This is a genomic window from Mycobacterium sp. E3305 (assembly GCF_001666785.1).
GTDB lineage: Bacteria > Actinomycetota > Actinomycetes > Mycobacteriales > Mycobacteriaceae > Mycobacterium.
In genome coordinates, this window is sequence record NZ_LZJA01000289.1 from 1 (window position 1) to 22,204 (window position 22,204).

A 22,204-nucleotide genomic window follows, 5' to 3' on the forward strand; every position below is an offset into this window, starting at 1 on the left:
GGCTATTCCTCCGAACTGGCGGGCTTGACCGGGCTCTGGTTCGGGCCGTCGTCGATGGCGATGAATGCCGCGGCCGCACCTTATGTGGCATGGTTGGCCGCCGCTGCCGCCCAGGCCGGGGTGACGGCCACGCAGGCCTTTGCGGCGGCCGCGGCGTATGAGGCGGCATATCTGATGACGGTGCCGCCGCCGCTGATCGCGGAGAACCGGGCGCAACTGATGGCGTTGATCGCGACGAACTTCTTCGGGCAGAACACGCCTGCGATCGCGGCGACCGAGGCCGAGTACATGGAGATGTGGGTCCAAGATGCGGTCGCGATGTATGGGTATGCCGTCGATTCGGCGGCCGCCAGTGCCTTGCAGTCGTATAGCGAGCCGCCGCAGACGACCAACCCGGCGGGCCAGAACGCCCAGGGCGGCGCGGTAGCCCAAAGTGCTGCGAACACCGCGGGATCCCAGACGCAGTCGGTGATTCAGCAGCAGCTGACCTCGATCGCGACCCAGCAGCTGACCCCGACGACGGACACGCAACAACTGACCTCGACCGCGGCAACCCAGCAGCTGAGCTCGGCCGCGGAGAGCCAGCAGCTGGGCATGCCCATCGCGACCCAACAACTCACCCCGACGGTTTCGCAGCAGTCCGTCACGCCGACGTCGACCGCGCAGTCGGTTACGTCGACGGCGACCACGCCGCAGTCGGTTACGCCGACGTCGACCACGCAGTCGGTTACGTCGATGGCGACCACGCCGCAATCGGCTGCGCCCGCGGCGACGTCACAATCGGTCACGCCCACCGCCTCCACGCAATCGGTTGCCCCCGCGGCGACGTCACAGTCGGTCACGCCCGCCGCCACCTCGCCGCAATCGGCCGCCCCGGCGGCGTCCACACAGTCGGTGGCGCCGGCCGCGTCCCAGCCGCCGCTGTCGATCACCCACGTGATCATCAACGGCGTCGATCCGATCGACCTTCAGGGCACGATCCTGAACGGCCAAGTCGTCGAAGTCACCGCGGGCAATCCTGCCGTCACCCTGCCCGGCCAGACGCTGACCGTCGCCAGCGGCGGGCAGCTCATCATCGATGCGAACGCCAGCTACACCGACACCGGCACCCTGGCCATCAGCTCCGGCGGCGTGGTCACCGACAGCGGCACTCTGACCGTCGGCTCCGGCGGCATCCTGACCGACAGTGGCTCTCTGACCGTCAGCTCCGGCGGCGCGCTCACGGTGAGTACGGGCGGCGCCGACACCGGCTTCCTCTCGGTGACCGGCGGCGGCACGCTTACCGTCAACGGCGGCACGGTCACCGTCAACTCCGGCGGTGTCCTGACCGTGGGCACCACCACAGCCAACAGCGGCACCCTCACCATTACCGGCGGCGGCACTGTGTCCGACGGCGGGACGCTCACGGTCAACAGCGGCGGCGCCCTCAACGTCAGCACCGCGACCACCGGGGACACCGGCAGCCTCACGGTGACCGGCGGCGGCAACCTGACCGACACCGGCGGCAGTTTCACGGTCAACAGCGGCGGCACGCTCAACGTCAGCAATGCCACCGTTACCGGTGACACCGGCAGCGTCACTCTGAGCGGCACCACCCTGACCGACGGCGGGACGGTCAACGTCAACAGCGGCGGCACGCTCACCGGCGGTGTGGGATTCAGCGAGGGCGACATCACCGTCACCAGCGGCGGCACCCTGAACGTCAACAGCGGCGGCACTGTTGCCCTCAACTTCGGCGCCCTCACCGTGGACTCCGGCGGCCAGGCCTTCGACGGCGGCGCTATCACCACCGGCGCGCCCGGCACCGCGGGTGGCCTGGAGGTCTACGGCAATCTCACCGTCACCCAGGGCGGCAGCCTCACCCTCAGTTCCAGCTGCGACGCCGATATCTGGACCGGCGGCACCCTCGCCGTCAACCAGGGCGGCCAGGTCACTGCCGCCGGCGGCAATCTCATCTTCAACGGCGGCAGCCTGGTCGACAGCGGCACCGTCACCGTCAACGGCGGACAGTTCGCCGCCGGCGGCGGCACCGTGACCGTCAACAGCACCGGCGTCCTCACCTTTAACGGCGGCCAGTTCGGCCTCAGCACCAGCACCGTCAACGACTCCGGCGCGATCACGCTCAACAGCGGTACCTCCGTGCAGCTCTTGGGCACCAACACCATCACGGTCAATAGCGGCGGCACGTTCACCAACGGCATCACCCTCAACCTTCCGGTCAACACCACCATCAGTGCCAGCGGCGGGACCGTCGAAATCAGCAATGGCGGTGCCCTCACCATCCCGTCCGGCAACACCCTCGCAGTCACCCAAGGCGGCGCGCTCACTGTCGACAGTGGCGGCAGTCTGACCGTCAGCCACGGTGGTGCGGTCACGGTGGGCACGGCCAGCACCAACAGCGGCAGCTTCACGGTCGGCGGCACTGCGTCCGACGCCGGGACGGTCACGGTCGGTCACGGCGGCACGGTCACCGTCGGCACGGGTGGGACCAACACGGGCAGCCTAACCGTGACCGGCGGCGGCACCCTGTCCGACGGCGGAACGGTCACGGTCCACAGCGGCGGCACGCTGACCGTCGGCACGACGACGACCGGGGACACCGGCAGCCTTACCGTCACCGGCGGCGGCAGCCTGTCCGACGGGGGCACTCTCACCATTAATTCCGGCGGCACCCTCAACGTCAGCACCGCGACTACCGGTGACACCGGCGGCCTCACGATTACCGGTGGCGGCACTCTGTCCAACGCGGGGACGGTCACGGTCAACAACGGTGGCACGCTGACCGTGAGCACGGGTGGCACCGACACGGGCAGCCTAACCGTGACCGGCGGCGGCTTCCTGAAAGACTTCGGCACGGTCGCCATCAACACCGGCGGCACTATCACCGATAACACCGGCGGCAGCGTTTTCGTCTATTCCGGTGGCACCTTCACCGACGCCGGCACCCTCAACCTGAATGGTGGTGCCCTGACCCTCTCCGGCGGCACGCTGGACGTGGCCAGCGGCGGGGTTGTCAACGACGCCGGCTCATTCTCGGTGGGCAGTGGCACCGGCACCCTGACCATCGACAATGGCGGCACCTTCACGGTCGAGAACGGCGGCTACCTGCTCAGCAACCCGGGCACCATCACCGACTCCGGCTCGGTGGTTGTCGACAATGGCGGCTATGTGGGCTTCGCCAACAGCAGCTTCAACGTCACCGACGGCGGCTCGTTGACCATTCAGTCCGGCGGCGTGTTCAGCGACAACAGCGCCATGACGGTGACCTCCGGCGGCACGGTGACCGATTCCGGCGCGTTGACGGTCCAGCCGGGCGCCACGCTGACGATCAGCCAGGGTGGTACCGACACCGGCAGCATGACGATGACCGGCGGCGGCACTCTGTCGGACAGCGGGACGGTCACGGTCGGTCATGGCGGCGCCGTCACCGTGACCGGCGGCGGCAACCTCTACGACGCCGGCGCTGTCACCGTGAACCAAGGCGGCACCCTGACCGTGAGCACGGGTGGCACCGACACTGGCACCCTCACCGTCTACACCGGAGGCTCCGTCACCGACGGCGGCGACGTCATCGTCAACGCCGGCGGCAACCTCTACAACAGTGGGGCTTTGACGGTCACCGACGGCGGCACCCTGACGGTCAACAGCGGCGGCAGCGTGACCGACTACGGCGCCTTGACGGTCAACTCGGGCGGCACGCTCACCGACGCCGGCACGTTCCAGGTCGACTCCGGCACGATGACCATCGACAACGGGGGCACGGTCACCGTCGACAACGGTGGCGTCTTCTCCAACTACGGCACCCTTGCCGATTCCGGCACGCTGACCGTCGACAACGGCGGCACCCTCTACACCATCGATCCGATGACGGTCACCAACGGCGGCACACTGACCGTCGATCAGGGCGGCACGCTGTTCGACTACGGACCCTTGACGGCCGACTCGGGCGGCACCCTGACCGACAACGGCACCATGACCATTACCCCGACGGGCAGCCTGACCGATGCGGGCACGCTGACCGTGAGCCCGGGCAGCACCCTGAACGACTACGGCACCCTCACCGTCAGCAGCGGCGGCACCCTTACCGACTCCGGCAGTATGACCGTCTACTCGGGCGGCAGCCTGGTCGATAACGGCACACTCACTGTCAACGACGGCGGCAGCTTGGGAGTCTTCTCGGGCGGAACCCTCACCGACAGCGGCACTCTCACCGTCGACGACGGCAGCTTCCTCGGTAACTTCGGCACCACGACGGTCGATGCGGGCGGCACGCTGACCGTCGAGCACGGCGGCTCACTGGGTAACTTCGGCGGCACGATGGAAGTCAGCAGCGGCGGCACAATCAACGTCAACTCCGGCGGCACGTTCACCGAGGGCGCGGCGCTGACGATCGACCACGGCGGCGCATTGATCGACAACGGCACGCTCACCGTCAGCCCCGGCGGCGTGGTCAACGACGCCGGTGCGTTCTCCATCAACTCCGGTGGTGTGGTCACCATCGACCCCACCGGTGTCATGAGTGTCACCGGCGGGACGTTGACGGTCGACGACGGCTCCTATTTGATCGTCCACACCGGGGCCACCGTGCCGCTGAACCAGGGCGGCGCGCTGATTATCGGGCCCCACGAAATGGTCACCATCGGTCAGGGCGGCTCTTTCACGCCCAACGGCCTCGTCGGCCAGGTAATCATCAGCCCGGCGGTGCCGCCGGGCCCGGTGCCTCCGGAGGCGATCGCCGGCGCGGCCTCACCCGGGCTGTCGGGGACCTCGGGTCTGTCGGGTCTCTCGGGAATCCAGTCTCAACGGGACACCAATGGGATGCTGGACATGGATCTCGACGACCTGTCCAACGTGTTGTCTGACGACCTCACCTTCACCGGCGACTAGTGCTGCAGCACAAGCGAATTCATGAATTACCTGATTCGGAGTTCGTGGTCAGCGGCGGCGCGGCGGTTTCGTCGTCGTAGTAGTCGACGGTGCCCCGCAGGGCGTCGAAGATCGCCCTGCCCTGGGCGACCAGCCCGCTGGCCACCTCGGTGAGTCCCTCGGCGCCGTTGAGCACGGTCACGTTGGCGTTGGCGAGCCCCCGCGCCGCCTTCTCGACGATCTCGGGCAGCTGATCGATCAGCGCCTTGTCCAGGGCGACCCGGTTGTGCGACGCCGCCGCCTCGGCCTGGATCTTCATCTTCTCCGCGTCGGCGACGGCCAGGATCCGCACGCGTTCGGCCTCGGCCTCGGCGGGCTTGACGACCTCGGCGACCAGCTCCTGCTGGCGCAGTTCGGCGGCGCGCTGGGCCAGCTCGGTGCGCATCTGCAACACCTCGCGCTGGGCCTCGGCCTCGGCCAGCGGGCCGGCCTGGGCCGCCTCGGCCTGCGCCTTGTCGACCTCGGCCTTGTACTGCGCCTTGACGATCGCGGTCTCCCGGGCGAATTCCGCCTGCTTGCGCTGCGACTCCTGCTCGGCTTCGGCGGCCGCCTGATTCGCCTGTGCCTGGGCGATCTGCGCCTGCTGCTGGATGGCCGCGTTGTGCGGCGCCGACATTGCGTTGATGTAGCCGAGCCCGTCGTCGTCGATGGACTGGATCTGCAACGCGTCGACCGTAAGGCCGATCCGGGCCATCTCCTCCTTGGAGCCGTCGAGGACCTCGGTCGCCAGCTTCTGGCGTTCCCGGATGATCTGCTCGACGGTCATCGAGCCGATGATCGATCGCAGGTGGCCGGCGAAGATGCGCCCGGTCAGCACGGACATCTGGTCCTGTTCGGACAGGAATCGCTGCGCGGCGCTGATGATGCTTTCGGTGTCGTTGCCGACCTTGAAGGCGATCACCGCACGGACGTTGAGCGTGATGCCCTGCTGGGTCACGCATTTCTCGGCGACCTCGGCCTCACACATCGCCAGCGTGAGGAAGCGGGCCTTGCGGAAGAACGGCATGATGAAGGCGCCGTGGCCGGTCACGACGCGGAAGGGGGCGTTGCTCTTGCTTCGGCCGCCGGAGATCAGCATCGCCTCGTCGGGGGAGGGCACTTTGTAACCGAGCATCGGAACTCCTTTTGGGTTTCGCTGTTGTATCCCGGGCGATCCGGGTCGTCAATTCAGATCACGCGAGTTCGTGCCAGGGTTCGACGGTTACCGTCCGGGCTCCCCTGACCTCCACCACCAGCACCCGTGCGCCCTTGGGCAAGGGGTCGTCGGACCACGCCAGGAAGGCCTCCTTGGCGCCCCGCACGGTGACCAGCACCTCGCCGGCCCCGCGGTCGCCGCGGGTCGCCACGGTCAACGTCCCCACGCAGCCGATTGCCGAGGCGTCGCTCACGAACGCATACTCCCGCATCGGGATTGCAGGCGTCGGGTTTCGTCTAAACGGGACCCGCGGTGAGGGTAACGACGTTGTTGCGGCTCTCCCGGGCCTTGATCCGGGACACCCAGACGCGGCCACCGGTCGCCCGCGCGACGATGCTTTCCACCGTCTCGAACGTCCATGCGGCAGTGCCCGCCATTGCGGTGTCGTCCATGATCCGCAGGTCGATGACGCCCCGGTCGGCCAGCAGCTCGAACAGGTCGCGTTGCGGGTCGTCGACGGCGATCAGCGTGGTGTGGTCGAACTGGTCCCGCAGCGCCGTCTTGACCTCGTCCAGTGTGACTTCGTCGATCACCGCGTCGGTCCCGGCTTCGGTTTCGGCACAGGCGAATTCGATGTCGAAGGCCCGTTCATAGCCGTGCAGGAAGAAACGCTTGCCTTGGTTGGCCCACGAGCGGTGGCAGCAGGGCAGGTTGTCGAACAACCTGCGCAGGTGGAACCTGGCCGTGCGACCCAGCGGGGCGTCGGCACGGTGGATCGTGGCCACGCGGGCCCCATCGGCGAAAACGGTGTTACGCATGGTGGTCAGCGTCCGGCGCCGGCCTTGCGGGATTCTCCATGGATTCTTGGAGCGCCAACGGCGGCCTATCGTGGTGATATGAACGTCGGTCCGGGAACGAGGTCGACAATCGCCGCAGCCATGCTGGCCGCCGCCGCGCTGCTTTCCGCGGCCCCGGCGGCCGCCGACCCGTCCGACGACGCCTTCCTGGGCGCCCTGGCGGACAACGGGATCGTCGTGAACGACCCGATCACCATGGCGCGCTCGGTCTGCGCGGGGCTCGACAGGAACCAGAAGACGAGCGTCGTGGCGATGAAGGTGATGAAGGACACCAGTCTTTCGGCGCGCCAAGCCGGATTCTTCGTCGGGCTCTCGGTGTCCGCCTACTGCCCGCAGTACAAGGGGCAGACGGACGGTTCGTTGGACTGGCTGAATCCGCTGCCCCCGCTCATGTGAGCTGAGCCGCTAGACCCAGTACGGGACGCGGGCGCGGTACTGCCGCATCGCGAACGCCGCCAGCACCCAGCCGACGGCGGTCAGCGCGGCCACCACGGCCCAGTGCCGCAGCTCCTGGTGGGCGCCCAGCAACGGGGCCCGCACGATGTCGAGATAGTGGAGCAGCGGGTTGAGTTCGACGATGCGCGACCAGCGCCCAGCGCCCTGCTGCCGCAACGTGTCGTCGTTCCAGATGATCGGCGTCATGAAGAACAGCAACTGCACCACCGAGAACAGCAGCGGACCGATGTCGCGATAGCGGGTGGCCAGGATGCCGAAACACAGTGACACCCAAATGCAATTGAGCACGATCAGCCCGAGCGCCGGGATGACCGACAGATCCGCCCACGACCACGGCTTGGGGTAGATGACCGCGATGACGGCGTAGATCACGATGTTGTGCGCGAACAGGATCATCTGCCGCCACACCAGCCGGTAGACGTGCACGGACAGCGGGGTGGGGAGTTGCTTGATCAGTCCCTCGTTGGCGACGAAGACGTCGGCACCCTCCAGGATGGCCGCGTTGATCAGGTTCCAGACGATCAGGCCGAGCGTGACGTACGGCAGGTGCACGGCGAGCTCGAGGTGAAACAGCTTGGAGTACAGGCCGCCCATCGCGACGGCGGTGGTGCCGGTCGCGATGGTGATCCAGAACGGGCCCAGCACCGAGCGGCGGTAGCGCTGCTTGATGTCCTGCCAGCCCAGGTGCAGCCACAGCTCGTGCCGGCGGAAGCCGGCGACCAGGTCGCCGCGGGCGCGGGTGAAGGTCCGCGACTGGGCGGCGGCGTCCAGAAACGTCATCGCGATCCTCCAGGTTCCGACGGTGGCGACCCGCTTCGAGGTTTGCCGAACTGTTCGCGACGGCCCAAGCGCCGCAAGCGAATCCACTCAGCGAGGCCCTTGGGATCGCGGCGGGTCACCACGAAGTACCAGCCGAACCGAACCCACTCCTGGAGCTGCAGCTTGCGCAGGCCGGGCTGCGACAGAAGGTAGCCGCGGTTGCGGTAGGTGTAGAACCGCTTGGTGGGGTCGTCGGGGTATTGGGTGTGCATGCGTCCGCCCAGGATCGGCCGGAATTCCGCCGAGCCGCAGGGGTGGAGGTAGATCGCGTCCAGGCAGGTGCCGAACGGCAGGCCCGACCGCACCAGCCGGCGATGCATCTCGACTTCGTCGCCGCGGATGAACAGACGCAGGTCGGGAACGCCGATCGCCTCGAGCGTGGCCGCCCGGAACAACGCACCGTTGAACAGAGACGCGATTCCGGGCAGCAGGTCCTGTCCGGCCTCGGTGCGCAATTCGCTTGCCCGCCTGCGCCATACCAGCCCGCGGCGCAACGGAAATGCCAGCCGCTCCGGGTCGTCCATGTTGCACACCATCGGCGACACCTCGGCCAGGGCGTGCTTTTCGGCGCACGCCAGCAAGGTGGCCAGCACGCGCGCGTCCTGCGGCCGCCCGTCGTCGTCGGCCAGCCACACCCAGTCGGCGCCCTGCGCCAACGCATGCAACATGCCCAACGCGAAACCGCCTGCGCCGCCCAGGTTTCGGCGCGAGGGCAGGTAGGTGGTCGGGATCGGCTGGCCGGCCACCAGGTCGCGGACCCGGCCGTCACCGCCCCCGTCGTTGTCGACGACGATGAGGTGGTCGGGTACCCGGGTCTGGCTGCTCAGGGTGCCCAGCGATTTGGCCAGTTCGTCGGGACGCCGGTGGGTGACGACGACGGCGAAGATGGAGTCACTCATCCCCGGACGCTCTTTGTGCCAGCGGATTGTCCGCGGCCGTCTCGGCGAGCACCTCGCGCACGTGCCGGGCCGCGTCCTCGCCCTCGTAGGCGCGCACCACGTCTTCGATGCCGCCGGACATGCGGATAACGCCGTGGTCGATCCACATCGCCGTCTTGCACAGCCGGGCGAGGAATTCGTTGGAATGGCTGGCGAACACCAGGATTCCGGACCGCTCCACCAAACTCTGCAACCTGGATTGCGCCTTCTTCATGAAGTCGGCGTCGACCGCGCCCAAACCCTCGTCGAGCAACAGGATTTCGGGGTCGATGCTGGTGACCACGCCCATGGCCAGCCGCACCCGCATCCCGGTGGAGTACGTGCGCAGCGGCATAGACAGGTAATCACCGAGCTCGGTGAACTCGGCGATCTCGTCCACCTTGGCCATCATCTGCTTGCGGGTCTGCCCCAGGAACAGCCCGCGGATGATGATGTTCTCGTAGCCGGAGATCTCGGGATCCATGCCGACGCCCAGATCGAAGATGGGCGCGACCCGGCCGGTGACCTTCGCCCAGCCGCGGGTGGGTTCATAGATGCCCGAAAGCAGTCGCAGCAGAGTCGATTTGCCCGCGCCGTTATGGCCGACCAGGCCGACACGGTCGCCCAACTCGAGCGACATGGTGATGTCGCGCAGCGCCTCGACGACGACCACGTTGGAACTGTTGCGGCCGATGGTGCCGCCCGCCTTGCCCAGGAAGGCTTTCTTCAGGGAGCGCGACTTCGCGTCGAAAATGGGGAATTCCACCCACGCGTTGTGCGTCTCGATGTGAGGACCCGCCACCGTGCTTCGCTTAGAGGTATTGGCCGTGTCCGGAGCCGCCCGGCTTGCCGACGCCGGGGGGCAGCGCGCCCTGGCGCATGTTCTCCAGCTGCGCGCGGGCGGCCATCTGCTGGGCGAACAGCGCGGTCTGGATGCCGTGGAACAACCCTTCCAGCCAGCCGACCAACTGGGCCTGGGCGATCCGCAATTCGGCGTCCGAGGGCGCCGTGTCCTCGTTGAACGGCAGGGTGAGGCGGTCGAGCTCCTCGCGCAGTTCGGGCGCCAGGCCTTCTTCCAGTTCGCGGATGCTGGTCGCGTGGATCTCGCGCAGCCGGTTGCGGCTGGCCTCGTCGAGCGGTGCGGCGCGCACCTCCTCGAGCAGTTGCTTGATCATCGTCCCGATGCGCATCACCTTGGCGGGCTGCTCAACCAGATCGGTCAGGGAGCGCTCGTCGGAGTCGTCCTCCGCCACCGCCGTGATCCGCGGGTCGACGCCGCCGATGATCTCGATGCCGTCGTCGTCGTTGCGGGTACTCAATCCTTCACCATCCTTTGCGGACTAAGAGTGCGGCGCCGCGCCGATTCCGCGCCATTCGTAGATTCGGGCTCCACCGTTGTCGTAGATCAGCGCCCACGACTTCGATTTATCCAGTGAGACTAGTCCGTCGGGTACGGCGAAGCCCCGGACCGTCGGCGTGCTGGTGTAGACGTACCGAATATTGAGCGCTTTGATCGCCTCGACCACCCGCGGATCGGCATCGCCCTTGCGGGCGCCGGCCCAGAAGATGTACCGGTTGGGGCCGGGGCCCATCTGCTGCGGGTAGTCGTAATGGGTCCACAGCGGGTGCAGGTCGGCGACGGCGTACATCCACGCCGTGCCATCGGTGTTGGCGTTGCCGATCACGGTGGTGTGCGCCCCGGGCAGCGTGGCCAGGTACGCCATGGCCATCAGGTCGCGTTGGTCGATCATCACGGAGTCGTACTTGTCGCCGAACAAGACCAGGTGCCGATAGAAGTAGTGCCGCGCGGTGAACACGGTTGTCACCAGCAGCAGGACCGCCGTGGCCGCGGTCCAGGCCGGCGCGGGCAGAGGTTTTAATCGGCGGTCGGCGACCCGCTTGGCCGCGGCAACCGCCACCGTCACCACCAGGAATAGGGCGAGCCCCGCCATCGGCATGAGCAGCAGGGTGATTGCGGCCGAGATCCTGCGCGGGTCCTTGTAGAAGAACTCCCCGAACGCGCCGGCTATCGCCCCGACCGGGCCGCCGAGCGGCGTCCCCGCGTCGACGTCGACGACCACCAGCAACGCCCAGAGCGCCAGCGGCCACCAGATCCTCTTGTAGGCAAAGATGATCCCGCCGGCGATCGCCAGCGCCATGAGCCCGTACTGGTACGGGAAGTCGTTGAGGTGACGCGAATGCTGGAAGACGGCGTCCCACACCCCGCGCTTCTTGCTGAGCTTGGTCAGAAACGAGTGCCCGGCGATGATGTCTTCCTGTTGACGGACGCTGATGAACTGCGGCAGCAGAATCAGCCCGGTGGCCACGGTCACAGCGGCGAGCGTCGCCACGTCGGGAATCCGTCCCAGCACCGGATGCCACAACACATCCATCAGCCACCAGGCGACCAGGAACAGGACGACGATGAACCCGCCGGTCAGGTGGACGGACATCAGCCCGACGAACGCCAGCACCGCCAGCGGGATGCGATCGCGATGGCGCAGCGTGGAGGCGATCAGCACGAACGTCGGGACGGCGACACCGTAGGCGGCCAGGTTGGGCATCGCGGCGACGCCGAACTCGACGTAGGGCAGGGCGGTGAACGACACCGACAGCGCGGCGGCGGTCGCGGCCACGCCGGCGGTGCGCCATTCGCCCCAGTGGGGGCGCAGCAGCCGCCAGGTCAGCATCGCCGCGCTGGTCGGAAACAGCCACACCGAGGCCGCCACCGAGCTCAGCGTGTAGCCCGTGGTCGGGGCCGCTCCGGTGAGCTGACAGAACACCGCGGACAGGGCGTGAAACACCGACGGGTAGTACAGCGTCTGATGCGTCTCGACGTTGCGCAGCTCGCCCATGTGCGTCGACGACGCCTGCCCGGTGTCGAGGATGAACCGGATCTCGTTGGCATGCCACACGGCGTCCCAGGTACTCGGGATGGTCTGCCAGTGGGCGGCCAGGCCGCGATAGGCCGCCCACATGATCAGCAGCGCCCCGAGCAGCACCCCGGCCGCCACCATCAGCGCCGGCCAGCGGCCGATCCCGCGGGCCTCGGCCTCGGTGTCGCGGTACCGGCCGAGCAGCAGCTGCAGGACAACCATCACCAGGCACACGGCAACCAGCGTCGCCAGCGCGGTCCAGCCGTTCCAAGGGATTCCGACGGCGCCGAACGGAATGATCGCCAGCGCGACCGCGCCGTAGGTCAGCGCCGGGCCGACCGCGACAGCGATGGGCCAACTCAGCTGACTGATTCGCGCGATGATCGATCCGGGGGCTATCAGCAAGAACAATGCGATCAGCGTTCCGAACCAGAGGCCCACTCGACTAGTATGGCTGGCCGGGTGCCCTGCCTCGGGAAGCCACCGGTTGGCCGGAACGTCTGCAGCACCCGCTACGGTCACAGTTTCGCGGAAATGCGCAAGCTCTAAGGTGGCTGGCATGGCTTACGACGTCGCCCGGGTGCGCGGACTGCATCCGTCGCTGGGTGACGGGTGGGTGCACTTCGACGCGCCGACCGGGATGCTCATCCCCGATTCCGTCGCGACCACCGTTTCCACCGCCTTCCGGCGATCCAGTGCCACCACCGTGGGCGCGCATCCGTCGGCGCAGCGCAGCGCCGCCATCCTCGAGGCCGCGCGGGCGGCGGTCGCCGACCTGTTCAACGTGGACCCGGCCGGCGTCGTGCTGGGGGCCGACCGGGCGATCTTGCTCTCGGCGCTGGCTGAGGCGTCGTCGTCTCGGGCCGGACTGGGCTACGAGGTGATCGTCAGCCGCCTGGACGACGAAGCGAACATCGCCCCGTGGCTGCGCGCGGCGCACCGCTATGGCGCCAAGGTGAAGTGGGCCGAGATCGACATCGAGACCGGCGAGCTGCCGACCTGGCAGTGGGAGGGCCTGATCGGGAAGTCGACCAGGCTGGTGGCCGTCGCCTCCGCGTCCGCCGCGCTGGGCACCGTCACCGACCTGCGGGCGATGACCAAGCTGGTGCACGACGTCGGCGGGCTGGTGGTGGTCGATCATTCCGCCGCTGCGCCGTACCGGTTGCTCGACGTGAAGGAGACCGACGCCGACGTGGTCGCGGTGAACGCCCTGGCGTGGGGCGGCCCGCCGATCGGCGCGGTGGTGTTCCGTGACCCGGCGCTGCTGAGTTCGTTCGGCTCCATCTCCACCGATCCGAAGGCCACTGGCGCGGCGCGGCTCGAGATCGGCGCGCACCAGTTCGGTCTGCTGGCCGGGGTGGTCGCCAGCATCGAGTATCTGGCGGCGCTCGACGAGTCCGCCCGCGGCAGCCGGCGCGAGCGTCTGTCGGTGTCGATGCAATCGGCCGGCTTGTACATGAACCGGATCTTCGATTACCTCATGGTGGCGCTGCGCTCGCTGCCGCTGGTCATGGTGATCGGCCGTCCGGAGGTGCGGATACCGGTGGTCAGCTTCGCCCTGAACGGCGTGCCCGCCGAGCGGGTGGTGCAGCGGCTGGCAGACAACGGGATTCTGGCCGTCACGTGCGAGAACTCCCGCGCGCTCGACGTGTTGGGCGTCAACGACATCGGCGGCGCCGTCACCATCGGGCTGGCGCACTACTCGACGACGGCCGAGGTCGACCAGCTGGTGCGCGCCCTGGCGTCCCTCGGCTAGCCTCGCTTCCCTCCCGGGTTTCCTGCCGGGCTCGCGAGTGCGGCTACGGCTTTCCGTGTGCGCTCATGGCGCGAAATCCGCGGAAACGGCGCCCTCACAGCACACTCGAAGCCCTCAACGCACGCTCGACGGGCCGGGCTGGGTACCGCGACCGCCGGCTAGACCGTGAGCACGACCTTCCCGGTCACCTTGCTCGCGGTCAGCTGTTGATGTGCCTCCCCGGCCTGCTGGATGGGCAGGCGGGCGCCGATGATCGGGCGGACGCGGCCCTCGGCGATCATCGGCCACACCGACCCGATCACCGCCTGCACGATCTCCGTCTTGCTGTTGGGTCCGGTGACCGGCCGGGCGCGCAGCGTGGTGCCGATGACCCGGGCACGCTTCATCAACAGCTTGCCGATATTGAGCTCGCCCTTGATGCCACCCTGCATGCCGATGATGACCAGCTGCCCGTCGGTGGCCAGGGCGTCGATGTTGCGGTCCAGGTAGGCGGCGCCCATGATGTCGAAAATCACGTCGGCGCCGCCGCTTTCCCGGAGCCGCTCGACGAAGTCCTCGTCGCGGTAGTTGATCGTGATCTCGGCGCCCAGCTCGCGGCAGAATTCGAGCTTCTCCGCCGACCCGGCCGTGACGGCCACCCGCGCGCCCAGCGCGCGAGCGACCTGGATCGCGTGGGTCCCGATGCCGCTGGCGCCGCCGTGCATCAGCAGCAGCTGGCCCTTGCCCAAATGGGCCGTCAGCACCAGGTTCGACCACACCGTGCAGGCCACCTCCGGCAGCCCCGCGGCGTCGATGAGGTCGACACGAGAGGGAATCGGCATCACCTGACCGGCGGGCACGGCGACGTACTCGGCGTATCCGCCGCCGGCCAGCAGCGCGCAAACCTCTTGTCCCGCAGACCAATCAGTGACGCCCTCGCCGGCTTCGGCGACGACGCCGGACACCTCCATGCCGATGATTTCGCTGGTCCCCGGCGGGGGCGGATACTTGCCCGCCGCCTGCAGCACGTCCGCCCGGTTCACGCCGGCCGCGGCGACCTTGATCAGCACCTCGCCGGGCCCGGCGGACACGTCGGGCACCTCTTGCCAGGAGAGCTCATCGGGGGATTCGGCGACGATTGCGCGCATGGTGGCCACGCTACCGAGTCCCGCTACCCTTATCTGCGGTGGCGTGGCAGAGCGGCCTAATGCACTCGCCTTGAAAGCGAGAGACGGCTAACACCGTCCGGGGGTTCAAATCCCTCCGCCACCGCGCATGTCAGTCGTGGGCTAATGCAGCGTCGGCGCGTAGCGAAGCAGGGCACCGACACCGTTGGCCGGGGCGATCCGCTCGTCGGTGCGCACCAGCGCCGCGCCGACGGAGATCGCGAACACCGGCAGGGCCTCGTCGGCGCGCAGCGTCTTCGCCGGGGCCGCACCCTGTTCGGACAGCACGTTTTCGTTGGGGGCCACTGTCGTCAGGTCCGCGTCGGCGACGACGGTGGCGTCACCGATGTCACCGACGATCAACGTGTCGACCGCGCCCTGGCGCAGGGCCGAGCAGACCGCGTCCAGCCCCTCGGCGGCCAGCCCGGACTGCCGGCCCACCTCGGCGGTGAAACGCTCGGCGGCGGCGTCGATCACGTCCAGATGCCGCCGCAGGCACGAGGCTTCGATGGCCCGCTGCAACTCGTCGGCGTCATGGCCGCTGTGGCGCGCGCCGACCTGCAACTGCTCGGCGTGCCGGCTGATCCGCTCGGGCAGTTCGGCGAGCAGGTCCGACCGCGAGCTGACCTCGCCGACGATCAGGACGAGGTCGAGGTTCGCCGCGTCGGCGAGTTCCCCGATCCGGTCGGCCACCGCGCGCATGTTCTTGCGGGCGGCCTCGTCGGTGCGCAGCTGAGGATCCCCGTAACCGGCGGTTTCCGCCCCGCTCGCGTGGTGGACGGGGAACCCGCCACCGTCGACGGTCTCGGAGCGTAGCGCGCCGCCGACCTTGCGGGTGATGTCGGCGCCCGTGTGGTCGACCTCCACCAACAGATAGTCGGGTTGATGGAAGCCGTGCTCGACAATCGGCATGACGTAAGGCAATTCGGAGACCCGCACGATCTGCTGCGACGGTGGCCGCAGCAGGTGTTCGTTCAGCAGCACGCCGTCGGCGCCGGCCACAACGGCGCGGCCGCTGCGCCCGATCGGCGGCCGCAGGTCCATCACCGCGCGCCCGATCTCGTCGACCACCTCCTCGGCGGCGCCCCGCGTTTCGAGGTCCTCCTTCACCGCCCGCCACTTAAGCTCGAGCTGAGCCTCGGCGTCGTGGGTGTCATGCGAGTCGTCGAAGTAGACCGATGCGAACGGCCCTGAGGCGTCGAGCAACTTGCGGAAGCGGTCAGAGTCCATGCCCTTTCGGGTGCCCCGCCCATCGGGACGCAAACACTAGTAGCTGCGATCGCCTTCGCTGTTGTCGAAGAAGCGCCACTCGCCGTCGGCCTCGACCTCCATGCGCCAGCCCAGTTCGTTGCCCTCGACCGCCTCGTCGGCGAACCACGCGTGCGCTTTGTCGGCGCTTTCGATGTCCTTGGTCGCGACGACGTCGCCCTTGGGGTTGAGCACTCGGTAGGTAGCCATTCGGGCAGTGTTCCCACCCGGGGGCGCCCTCAATCGGTGGGGATTTCGGCGGTGATCGTGTCCAGCAAGGCGGTGTAGCGCTTCGCTTCCGGGTCACGTCCGGGTTTGCCGCTGCTGACGACGCCGGCCGCGAGACCCCGCGCCGGGTCGGCCCAGATCGCGATGTTGACCAGCCCGAGATTGCCGAATGCGTTGGGGGCGTTGCGGCCGAACGGTCCCCAACGGTCGGTCCCGAGGATGAAGCCGGTGCCCCACCGGGCGGGCTGCAGCCCCACCGCGAAATCCGGTCGCAGCCGCCGGCATTGCTTGATGGCGCCGTACATCGTCTCGGGGCTGATCACCCGGACCCCGTCGAGATTGCCTCCGCGACGCCAGATTTCGGCGAACCGCGACATCTCGTGCGCGGTCGAGACGGTGTTGGACGACGGGATGATGGTGGTGAGGAACAACGGCGTGTTCGTGATCGGAATCATCTCGTGCACGGTTCCGCCGATCGCCTTGCGGAAGATCTGGGCGACCACCGGCGGCAACGGACGCCCGGTCGCGTGACTCGGCGCGACCAACGGCAGGTCTTCCTGGGAGACGCCGAAGTTGGTCCAGCGAAAACCGAGCGGGTCGAGAATCTCGGTGGCGAGGATCTCGCGAATCTCCTTGCCGGTGGCCGCAAAAACGAGCTCGCGCACCAGCGGGCCCCAGGTCAGCGCGTGATAGATGTGCACCAGGCCCGGCCGGTACAGCGGGCGCAGCTCGCCCAGCTTCTGCTGCGCGTACTCGTGGTCGTCGGCCCGTTTGACGTCGGGTTTGGCGCCGGTGGGGAACGGCAGCCCCGCGCTGTGCGTCATGACGTGCCGGATGGTGATGCGGTCCTTGCCGTGACTGGTGAACGTGGGGATGTAGTCGCACACCCGGTCGTCGAGGGAGAAGACACCGCGCTCCACGAGCATGTGGATCACGGTCGCCGCCATCCCCTTGGCCGCCGAGTACACGCAGAACGGCGTGTCGGGTGTCACGGGGATCTTTTCGGCGTCGGGCGGGTCGCTCGGGGCATTGCCCCAGCCGTGGCCGATCGCGCGGTTGAGCACGACGCGTCCGTGCCGGCGGATGCACAGCTGGATGGCGGGGTGAAGGCCGCCCTGGTACCAGTGCCGGGCGGCCGCCCAGATGCGGTCGACGGCGACGCTGTCGATTTCGGAGTGGTCTTCCTCACCGATCGCCGTCACGGCGTCCAAGTCAGCCGGGAGGCGGATCTTGCCGTCAGGTGTCGTCACCTCAGCGAGGGTACGTGCCTCACTCGCCGGTGAACTGCGGCGGCCGCTTCTCGAATGTCGCCGCGATGCCCTCGGTCAGGTCCTTCGAGGGCAGGAAGGCGGCGTTCCAGGCGGCGACGTAGCGCAGGCTCTCCGAGACCGCGGCGACGCGCTGCTGATCGAGAACGTCCTTGACGCCGTGGACGGTCAGCGGCGGGTTGGCCGCGATTTCCGCGGCGGTGGCGTGCGCCGCGGCCAGGGTCGCCTCGGGGTCGTCGTACACGTCGTTGACCAGGCCGATCTTCTCGGCCCGGGCTGCGTCGATGTCCTTACCGGTCAGCGCGAGTTCGCGCAGATGCCCGTCGCTCAGGATGTAGGGGAGGCGGGCCAGGCTGCCGACGTCGGCGACGATGGCCAGCTTGACCTCGCGCACCGAGAACTTGGCGTCGGCGCTCGCGTAGCGGATGTCGACCGCGGAGATCAGGTCGACCCCACCGCCGATGCACCAGCCGTGCACCGAGGCGATGGTCGGGGTGCGGCAATCCGCGACCGCGGTGATCGCGCCCTGCATCCGCTTGACCTCGCGATGGAAGACCGCTCGCGGGCCGGCCAGCGCGTCCCCGGACAGCAGCGGGGTGAACGAGCCGCCCATCGCGGGCACGTCCAGGCCGTAGCTGAAGTTCTTGCCCGAACCGGTCAGCACGATCGCGCGTACCTCGGGGTCGGCGTCGAGCGCCGCGAACAGCTCCGGCATCTCGGACCAGAACGCCGGGCCCATCGCGTTGCCCTTGCCCGGCCCGATCAGCGTCACCTGCGCGACGTTGTCTTTCGTCTCCACCGTGACGGATTCGTATGCTTGCGCCATATCGAGACCGTAGCGTGGCAAATATGGCTCCTGATTTGCGGCCCGGCCCCGATTCCCCGCCCACCGACGAACTGCACAGCGCCGAGGACACGTTGGGGGTGCTGCAGCGGGTGTTGCACACGATCGCGGCCGACGACCTGAGCCGCCAGACGCCGTGCGCGGAGTTCGACGTCGCGCGGCTGACCGGTCATCTGCTGGGCTCGATCACGGCGCTGGGCGGCATGGTCGACGCGGAGATTCCCGACCGCGACGAAAGCGATTCCGTGGAAGGGCAGGTGGTCACCGCGGCCCGGCCGACGCTGGACGCCTGGCACCGTCACGGCCTGGACGGGACGGTCCCGTTCGGCAAGGGCGAGATGCCCGCCAAGAACGCGTGTGCCGTCTTGTCGATCGAATTCCTGGTCCACGCCTGGGATTACGCCGTCGCCGTGGGACACGAGATCAACGCGCCCGAGCCTTTGTCCGAGTATGTCTTGGGGCTGGCGCGCGAGGTCATCAAGCCGGAGTTCCGCGGCGGCGCCGGGTTCGACGACCCGGTCGACGTGCCCGAGGATGCGGGCGCGCTCGAGCAGTTAGTCGCGTTCACCGGCCGCAACCCGGCCCGTTGACTCCTGGCTTGTGGGCCCTAAATGTGCGGCCAGCCGCACCTTGGTCGATGAATGTGCGGCCAGCCGCAAACTCGAAGGCCGAGCCGTTAGACCCGTTCGAGGTAGAAGTAGTAATACCGACCGTTGTCGCGGACGCCCTTGCCGTTCATGATGCCCATCACGGCGTCGTCGTCGATCTTCTTGAAGTGGTCGTGCACGGGCTGGCCGTCGTAAACCATGGTCGCGGTGACCTCACCGCGGAACTCTTCGAGCCACAGGCTGGCCTCGCCTTTGCCCATCTCCACGTTCGAGAACTTGTTGCCGTCGGCGTCGAGGCAGACGAGCGGCTGAACGTCGCGGGCCGACTTGAACGTCTTGCCGAACCAGCCGGCCTTCTCCAGCTGGCCGTTCATCCGGTGACCGGTGCGGAACTCGCCGCCCTTCCACTCGCCCAGCATCCCGTCGATCGTCGCCGGCTCGAGGCCGGCCCAGAAGTCGTCGAGCTCGGTGTCGGGAATCTCGCCGCCGCGCTCCTTGAACTCGGTGAACAGTTTGCGCGCCAAGTCCAATGGACCACTCCTTACGGTTCGATGCGGGAAATCCACTCGCAGGCGAAGTGCAACAGGACGTCATTCTCCTCCACCGCGCCGATGGTGACGCGCACCCCCTCGCCCGCGAACGGCCGCACCACCAGGCGCGCGTCGGCGGCCTGCTGGGTGAAGTCCGCGGTCCGGGCGCCCAGCGGCAGCCAGACGAAGTTGGCCTGCGACGTCGGCAGCGTGAACCCGGCGTCGCGCAGCGCCGCGCTGACGCGGGTGCGCTCGGCGACCAGCGCGTCGGTGCGGGCCGCGAGTTCGCCGGCTGCCTCCAGCGAGGCGATCGCGGCCGCCTGTCCGACGTTGGTCACGGCGAACGGCATGACGACCTTGTCCAGCGCGGTGATCAGGTCGGGGTGGCCGACCGCGTACCCGACGCGCAGGCCCGCCAGCCCGTAGGCCTTCGAAAACGTCCGCAGCACAACGACATTGCTGCGGGACAGGGCCAGCTCCAAGCTATTGGGCAGCATGCCGTCGCGGATGTATTCGACGTAGGCCTCGTCGATGGCGATCAGGATGTGCGGGGGCACAGCCTCGACGAAGCGGGCCAGGTCGCCGGGGTCGACGACCGTCGATGTCGGATTGTTCGGGTTGCACACGAAGATCAGCCGGGTGCGGTCGGTGATCGCGGCGAGCATCACGTCGAGGTCGTGGGTGTGGTCGGTCAGCGGCACCTTGACCGCCGTCGCACCGGACACCTGAACGATCGGCAGGTAGCACTCGAAGCTGCGCCAGCCCATCATCACCTCGTCGCCGGCGGCGGCGGTGATCTGCACCAGCTGCTGGCACAGGGTGACCGAACCGCTGCCGACCGCAATGTGCTCGGGCGCGACGTCGGATCCCAGGTGCATGGCCAACGCGGCCTTGAGGTCCACACAGGCGTTGTCCGGGTAGCGGTTGACGACGGCAACCGCGCGCTCGATCGCCGCGTGCACGCTGGGCAGCGGGCCGTGCACGGTCTCGTTGCTGGCCAGTTTGATGGAGCCGGGCACGTTCTTGCCGGGCACATAGACTGGCAGTCCGGCCAGTTCGGGACGCAAGCGAGCAGTCACTTCGACAGTTTATGTCGCAAATGTGTACGCTATGGCCGGTTCCGCGAGACCGGGAAGGGGTCGGGTACCCTCAAACAGTCCAAGGGAGGCGTGCCAGAGCGGCCGAATGGGGCTCACTGCTAATGAGTTGTCCCCCTCAAAGGGGACCGGAGGTTCAAATCCTCTCGCCTCCGCCAAGGAACACGACGCAAGACAATTGAAGACTGGCGCCCGTAGCTCAACGGATAGAGCATCTGACTACGGATCAGAAGGTTAGGGGTTCGAATCCCTTCGGGCGCGCCACATTGAAGCATCGGTTCGGCTGCCTCATCTGCTTAAGTCGACGGTGTGACGTCCTACGTGCGCCTTGTCCGTGACACCGTCGCGGTGCGGCTCCTAATCGCGGTGCTCGCCGGAACGGCGGTCGCCGTCGCGATCGGTGAGGCCGTCGGGTGGAGGTTCGCCCTCCTCGGCTGGGTGGTCGCCGCAGCGGTTTACGTCGCGTGGAGCTGGCTGATCATCGCCCCGATGGATGCCGAACGCACGGCTCGGCATGCCACCCGCGAGGATGCGACGCGGTTGCTGGCAGACGTGGTCGTCGTCTCCGCGAGCCTGGGAAGTCTCGGAGGGGTCGGATACGTCGTCGCCGCGGGCACGCATTCGGGCGGCGAGTCCCTCGCGGCGGCCGGCGTCGGCGTGCTGGCCGTGGCGGCGTCGTGGTTCGCCGTGCACACGCTCTTCACCGCGCATTACGCGCGCCTCTACTACTCAGACGAGGTGGGCGGCATCGATTTTCACGACGCACACCCGCCGCGCTACCTCGACTTCGCCTACGTCGCGTTCACGGTCGGCATGACCTTTCAGGTTTCCGACACCGAGATCAACGCCTCTCGGGTGCGGGTAACCGTCTTGCGCCATGCGCTGCTGTCGTACCTCTTCGGCGCGGTAATCCTGGCGGTCACCATCAACCTGGTCGCCGGGTTGAGCGCCAAACTATGACGAGGGCTCGCCGCTAGCGCCCGCCGAACGGACCCCCGAAGGGGCCGCGGCGCGGCGGTACGGTCACGGTCTGCGTGACGGTGCTGGTCTCGGTGCTCGGCGACACCGTGACCGTGCTCGGCGGCTCCGTCGTCGTGGGCGTGGGGGTGTCGGTGCTCGGTGGCGGCGCCGTCTCGGTGACGGTCTCGGTCGGCGCGCCACCGCCGCCACCTCCGCCACCGCCGTGGTGCCGGGGCGGCTCTGTCGTCGTGGTGGGCACGGTGGTGGACGGAATGGTGGTCGTCGTGGTCGTGGTCGTGGTCGTCGTCGCGGGGCTGTGCGCGGGCGAACCGCCGACCAGCTTGACCACTGCGAACGCCACCAGCGCCAGCACGATCACCCCGATCGCGCCCGCCGCTACCAGCGCCGCCGGACGGCGATACCACGGCGTCGGCGGCTCGGGCTCGGGCGCCGGCTCGTCGTAATACCCGCCATACCGCGCGGCCTGGGTGGGCTCGGAGTAGTAGTCGGGTTCCTCGGGATAGGGCGGCACGA

The 22,204-nt window shown here is 68.2% G+C and carries 21 protein-coding genes and 3 tRNA genes; 8 read left to right on the forward strand and 16 right to left on the reverse strand.

Annotated features, from left to right (window positions below; all coding sequences use genetic code 11):
* The first annotated feature begins 15 nt into the window (after window positions 1–15).
* Window positions 16–4,887, forward strand: a complete 4,872-nt coding sequence (locus A5701_RS29225; protein WP_304528232.1) for a PPE domain-containing protein — start codon at window positions 16–18, stop codon at window positions 4,885–4,887.
* 19 nt (window positions 4,888–4,906) lie between these two features.
* Here A5701_RS29225 and A5701_RS25085 read toward each other — a convergent pair whose 3' ends face one another.
* From A5701_RS25085 to A5701_RS25095, 3 genes are read right to left on the reverse strand one after another with little or no spacing between them, the layout of a single operon-like run.
* Complete coding sequence (locus A5701_RS25085) at window positions 4,907–6,040, reverse strand: flotillin family protein (protein WP_067760618.1); 1,134 nt, start codon at window positions 6,038–6,040, stop codon at window positions 4,907–4,909.
* Between the two features lie 58 nt (window positions 6,041–6,098).
* Window positions 6,099–6,314 carry a hypothetical protein gene (locus tag A5701_RS25090; protein WP_082950091.1) on the reverse strand — a complete coding sequence of 72 codons (216 nt, stop codon included), beginning with the start codon at window positions 6,312–6,314 and terminating at the stop codon, window positions 6,099–6,101.
* Between the two features lie 43 nt (window positions 6,315–6,357).
* Window positions 6,358–6,879 carry a 6-carboxytetrahydropterin synthase gene (locus tag A5701_RS25095; protein WP_067760622.1) on the reverse strand — a complete coding sequence of 174 codons (522 nt, stop codon included), beginning with the start codon at window positions 6,877–6,879 and terminating at the stop codon, window positions 6,358–6,360.
* A 78-nt stretch (window positions 6,880–6,957) separates the two neighbouring features.
* On the opposite strand from A5701_RS25095, the gene A5701_RS25100 reads away from it, so the two are divergent.
* Window positions 6,958–7,314 (forward strand): DUF732 domain-containing protein, encoded by a 357-nt coding sequence (locus A5701_RS25100; protein WP_067760624.1) that lies wholly within the window; start codon window positions 6,958–6,960, stop codon window positions 7,312–7,314.
* A 9-nt stretch (window positions 7,315–7,323) separates the two neighbouring features.
* Here A5701_RS25100 and A5701_RS25105 read toward each other — a convergent pair whose 3' ends face one another.
* Genes A5701_RS25105 through A5701_RS25125 form a run of 5 tightly spaced genes read right to left on the reverse strand, consistent with a single transcriptional unit; the run spans window position 7,324 to window position 12,427 of the window.
* Window positions 7,324–8,154 carry an ABC transporter permease gene (locus tag A5701_RS25105; RefSeq protein ID WP_067760626.1) on the reverse strand — a complete coding sequence of 277 codons (831 nt, stop codon included), beginning with the start codon at window positions 8,152–8,154 and terminating at the stop codon, window positions 7,324–7,326.
* Window positions 8,151–9,092 (reverse strand): glycosyltransferase, encoded by a 942-nt coding sequence (locus A5701_RS25110; RefSeq protein WP_067760628.1) that lies wholly within the window; start codon window positions 9,090–9,092, stop codon window positions 8,151–8,153. The genes A5701_RS25105 and A5701_RS25110 overlap by 4 nt, the downstream gene beginning before the upstream one ends.
* Window positions 9,085–9,912, reverse strand: coding sequence for an ABC transporter ATP-binding protein (locus tag A5701_RS25115; RefSeq protein WP_067268672.1), 828 nt, complete (start codon window positions 9,910–9,912; stop codon window positions 9,085–9,087). Before A5701_RS25115 ends, A5701_RS25110 begins: the two co-directional genes overlap by 8 nt.
* A 10-nt stretch (window positions 9,913–9,922) precedes the next feature.
* On the reverse strand, window positions 9,923–10,429 hold the full coding sequence (locus A5701_RS25120) for a bacterial proteasome activator family protein (protein WP_067760630.1): 507 nt from the start codon (window positions 10,427–10,429) through the stop codon (window positions 9,923–9,925).
* 21 nt (window positions 10,430–10,450) lie between these two features.
* Window positions 10,451–12,427 (reverse strand): DUF6541 family protein, encoded by a 1,977-nt coding sequence (locus A5701_RS25125; protein ID WP_067760632.1) that lies wholly within the window; start codon window positions 12,425–12,427, stop codon window positions 10,451–10,453.
* 118 nt (window positions 12,428–12,545) lie between these two features.
* Between A5701_RS25125 and A5701_RS25130 the strand changes: the two genes are divergently transcribed.
* On the forward strand, window positions 12,546–13,742 hold the full coding sequence (locus A5701_RS25130) for a cysteine desulfurase-like protein (RefSeq protein ID WP_067760634.1): 1,197 nt from the start codon (window positions 12,546–12,548) through the stop codon (window positions 13,740–13,742).
* Window positions 13,743–13,900: 158 nt separating this feature from the next.
* On the opposite strand, the gene A5701_RS25135 is transcribed toward A5701_RS25130, so the two are convergent.
* Window positions 13,901–14,869 (reverse strand): NAD(P)H-quinone oxidoreductase, encoded by a 969-nt coding sequence (locus tag A5701_RS25135; protein ID WP_067760695.1) that lies wholly within the window; start codon window positions 14,867–14,869, stop codon window positions 13,901–13,903.
* Between the two features lie 37 nt (window positions 14,870–14,906).
* On the opposite strand from A5701_RS25135, the gene A5701_RS25140 reads away from it, so the two are divergent.
* A tRNA-Ser gene (locus A5701_RS25140) sits at window positions 14,907–14,993 on the forward strand.
* 17 nt (window positions 14,994–15,010) lie between these two features.
* Here A5701_RS25140 and A5701_RS25145 read toward each other — a convergent pair.
* The 4 genes from A5701_RS25145 to A5701_RS25160 are packed head-to-tail and all read right to left on the reverse strand — an operon-like array spanning window position 15,011 to window position 18,457.
* Entirely contained in the window at window positions 15,011–16,117 is a 1,107-nt protein-coding gene (locus A5701_RS25145) for a hypothetical protein (protein ID WP_067760636.1), read from the reverse strand.
* Between the two features lie 36 nt (window positions 16,118–16,153).
* Window positions 16,154–16,345, reverse strand: coding sequence for a hypothetical protein (locus A5701_RS25150; RefSeq protein WP_067760639.1), 192 nt, complete (start codon window positions 16,343–16,345; stop codon window positions 16,154–16,156).
* Between the two features lie 29 nt (window positions 16,346–16,374).
* Window positions 16,375–17,613 carry a lipase LipE gene (lipE, locus tag A5701_RS25155; protein ID WP_067760641.1) on the reverse strand — a complete coding sequence of 413 codons (1,239 nt, stop codon included), beginning with the start codon at window positions 17,611–17,613 and terminating at the stop codon, window positions 16,375–16,377.
* A 19-nt stretch (window positions 17,614–17,632) separates the two neighbouring features.
* A complete protein-coding gene (locus A5701_RS25160) occupies window positions 17,633–18,457 on the reverse strand; it encodes a crotonase/enoyl-CoA hydratase family protein (protein WP_067760643.1) in 825 nt (274 codons plus the stop codon).
* A 23-nt stretch (window positions 18,458–18,480) separates the two neighbouring features.
* Between A5701_RS25160 and A5701_RS25165 the strand changes: the two genes are divergently transcribed.
* Window positions 18,481–19,065, forward strand: coding sequence for a TIGR03086 family metal-binding protein (locus A5701_RS25165; protein ID WP_197505064.1), 585 nt, complete (start codon window positions 18,481–18,483; stop codon window positions 19,063–19,065).
* A gap of 86 nt (window positions 19,066–19,151) precedes the next feature.
* On the opposite strand, the gene A5701_RS25170 is transcribed toward A5701_RS25165, so the two are convergent.
* Window positions 19,152–19,613 (reverse strand): DUF4334 domain-containing protein, encoded by a 462-nt coding sequence (locus A5701_RS25170; protein WP_067760648.1) that lies wholly within the window; start codon window positions 19,611–19,613, stop codon window positions 19,152–19,154.
* A gap of 11 nt (window positions 19,614–19,624) precedes the next feature.
* A complete protein-coding gene (locus tag A5701_RS25175) occupies window positions 19,625–20,692 on the reverse strand; it encodes a pyridoxal phosphate-dependent aminotransferase (protein WP_067760650.1) in 1,068 nt (355 codons plus the stop codon).
* An 84-nt stretch (window positions 20,693–20,776) separates the two neighbouring features.
* On the opposite strand from A5701_RS25175, the gene A5701_RS25180 reads away from it, so the two are divergent.
* The 3 genes from A5701_RS25180 to A5701_RS25190 all read left to right on the forward strand — a co-directional run bounded on the left by A5701_RS25180 (window position 20,777) and on the right by A5701_RS25190 (window position 21,670).
* Window positions 20,777–20,868, forward strand: a tRNA-Ser gene (locus tag A5701_RS25180).
* A gap of 30 nt (window positions 20,869–20,898) precedes the next feature.
* Window positions 20,899–20,974, forward strand: a tRNA-Arg gene (locus tag A5701_RS25185).
* A gap of 45 nt (window positions 20,975–21,019) precedes the next feature.
* On the forward strand, window positions 21,020–21,670 hold the full coding sequence (locus A5701_RS25190) for a DUF1345 domain-containing protein (protein WP_067760652.1): 651 nt from the start codon (window positions 21,020–21,022) through the stop codon (window positions 21,668–21,670).
* A 13-nt stretch (window positions 21,671–21,683) separates the two neighbouring features.
* Here A5701_RS25190 and A5701_RS25195 read toward each other — a convergent pair whose 3' ends face one another.
* Window positions 21,684–22,202 (reverse strand): hypothetical protein, encoded by a 519-nt coding sequence (locus tag A5701_RS25195; protein WP_067760654.1) that lies wholly within the window; start codon window positions 22,200–22,202, stop codon window positions 21,684–21,686.
* Window positions 22,203–22,204: the final 2 nt, after the last annotated feature.

What these genes read in the sequence shown, in the direction of transcription:
- A5701_RS25100 (WP_067760624.1), top strand. Translation starts at nt 6,958, where the DNA reads ATGAACGTCGGTCCGGGAACGAGGTCGACAATCGCCGCAGCCATGCTG.
- A5701_RS25105 (WP_067760626.1), bottom strand. Translation starts at nt 8,154, where the DNA reads ATGACGTTTCTGGACGCCGCCGCCCAGTCGCGGACCTTCACCCGCGCC.
- A5701_RS25095 (WP_067760622.1), bottom strand. Translation starts at nt 6,879, where the DNA reads ATGCGTAACACCGTTTTCGCCGATGGGGCCCGCGTGGCCACGATCCAC.
- A5701_RS25165 (WP_197505064.1), top strand. Translation starts at nt 18,481, where the DNA reads ATGGCTCCTGATTTGCGGCCCGGCCCCGATTCCCCGCCCACCGACGAA.
- A5701_RS25085 (WP_067760618.1), bottom strand. Translation starts at nt 6,040, where the DNA reads ATGCTCGGTTACAAAGTGCCCTCCCCCGACGAGGCGATGCTGATCTCC.
- A5701_RS25135 (WP_067760695.1), bottom strand. Translation starts at nt 14,869, where the DNA reads ATGCGCGCAATCGTCGCCGAATCCCCCGATGAGCTCTCCTGGCAAGAG.
- A5701_RS25130 (WP_067760634.1), top strand. Translation starts at nt 12,546, where the DNA reads ATGGCTTACGACGTCGCCCGGGTGCGCGGACTGCATCCGTCGCTGGGT.
- A5701_RS25145 (WP_067760636.1), bottom strand. Translation starts at nt 16,117, where the DNA reads ATGGACTCTGACCGCTTCCGCAAGTTGCTCGACGCCTCAGGGCCGTTC.
- A5701_RS25150 (WP_067760639.1), bottom strand. Translation starts at nt 16,345, where the DNA reads ATGGCTACCTACCGAGTGCTCAACCCCAAGGGCGACGTCGTCGCGACC.
- A5701_RS25160 (WP_067760643.1), bottom strand. Translation starts at nt 18,457, where the DNA reads ATGGCGCAAGCATACGAATCCGTCACGGTGGAGACGAAAGACAACGTC.
- A5701_RS25110 (WP_067760628.1), bottom strand. Translation starts at nt 9,092, where the DNA reads ATGAGTGACTCCATCTTCGCCGTCGTCGTCACCCACCGGCGTCCCGAC.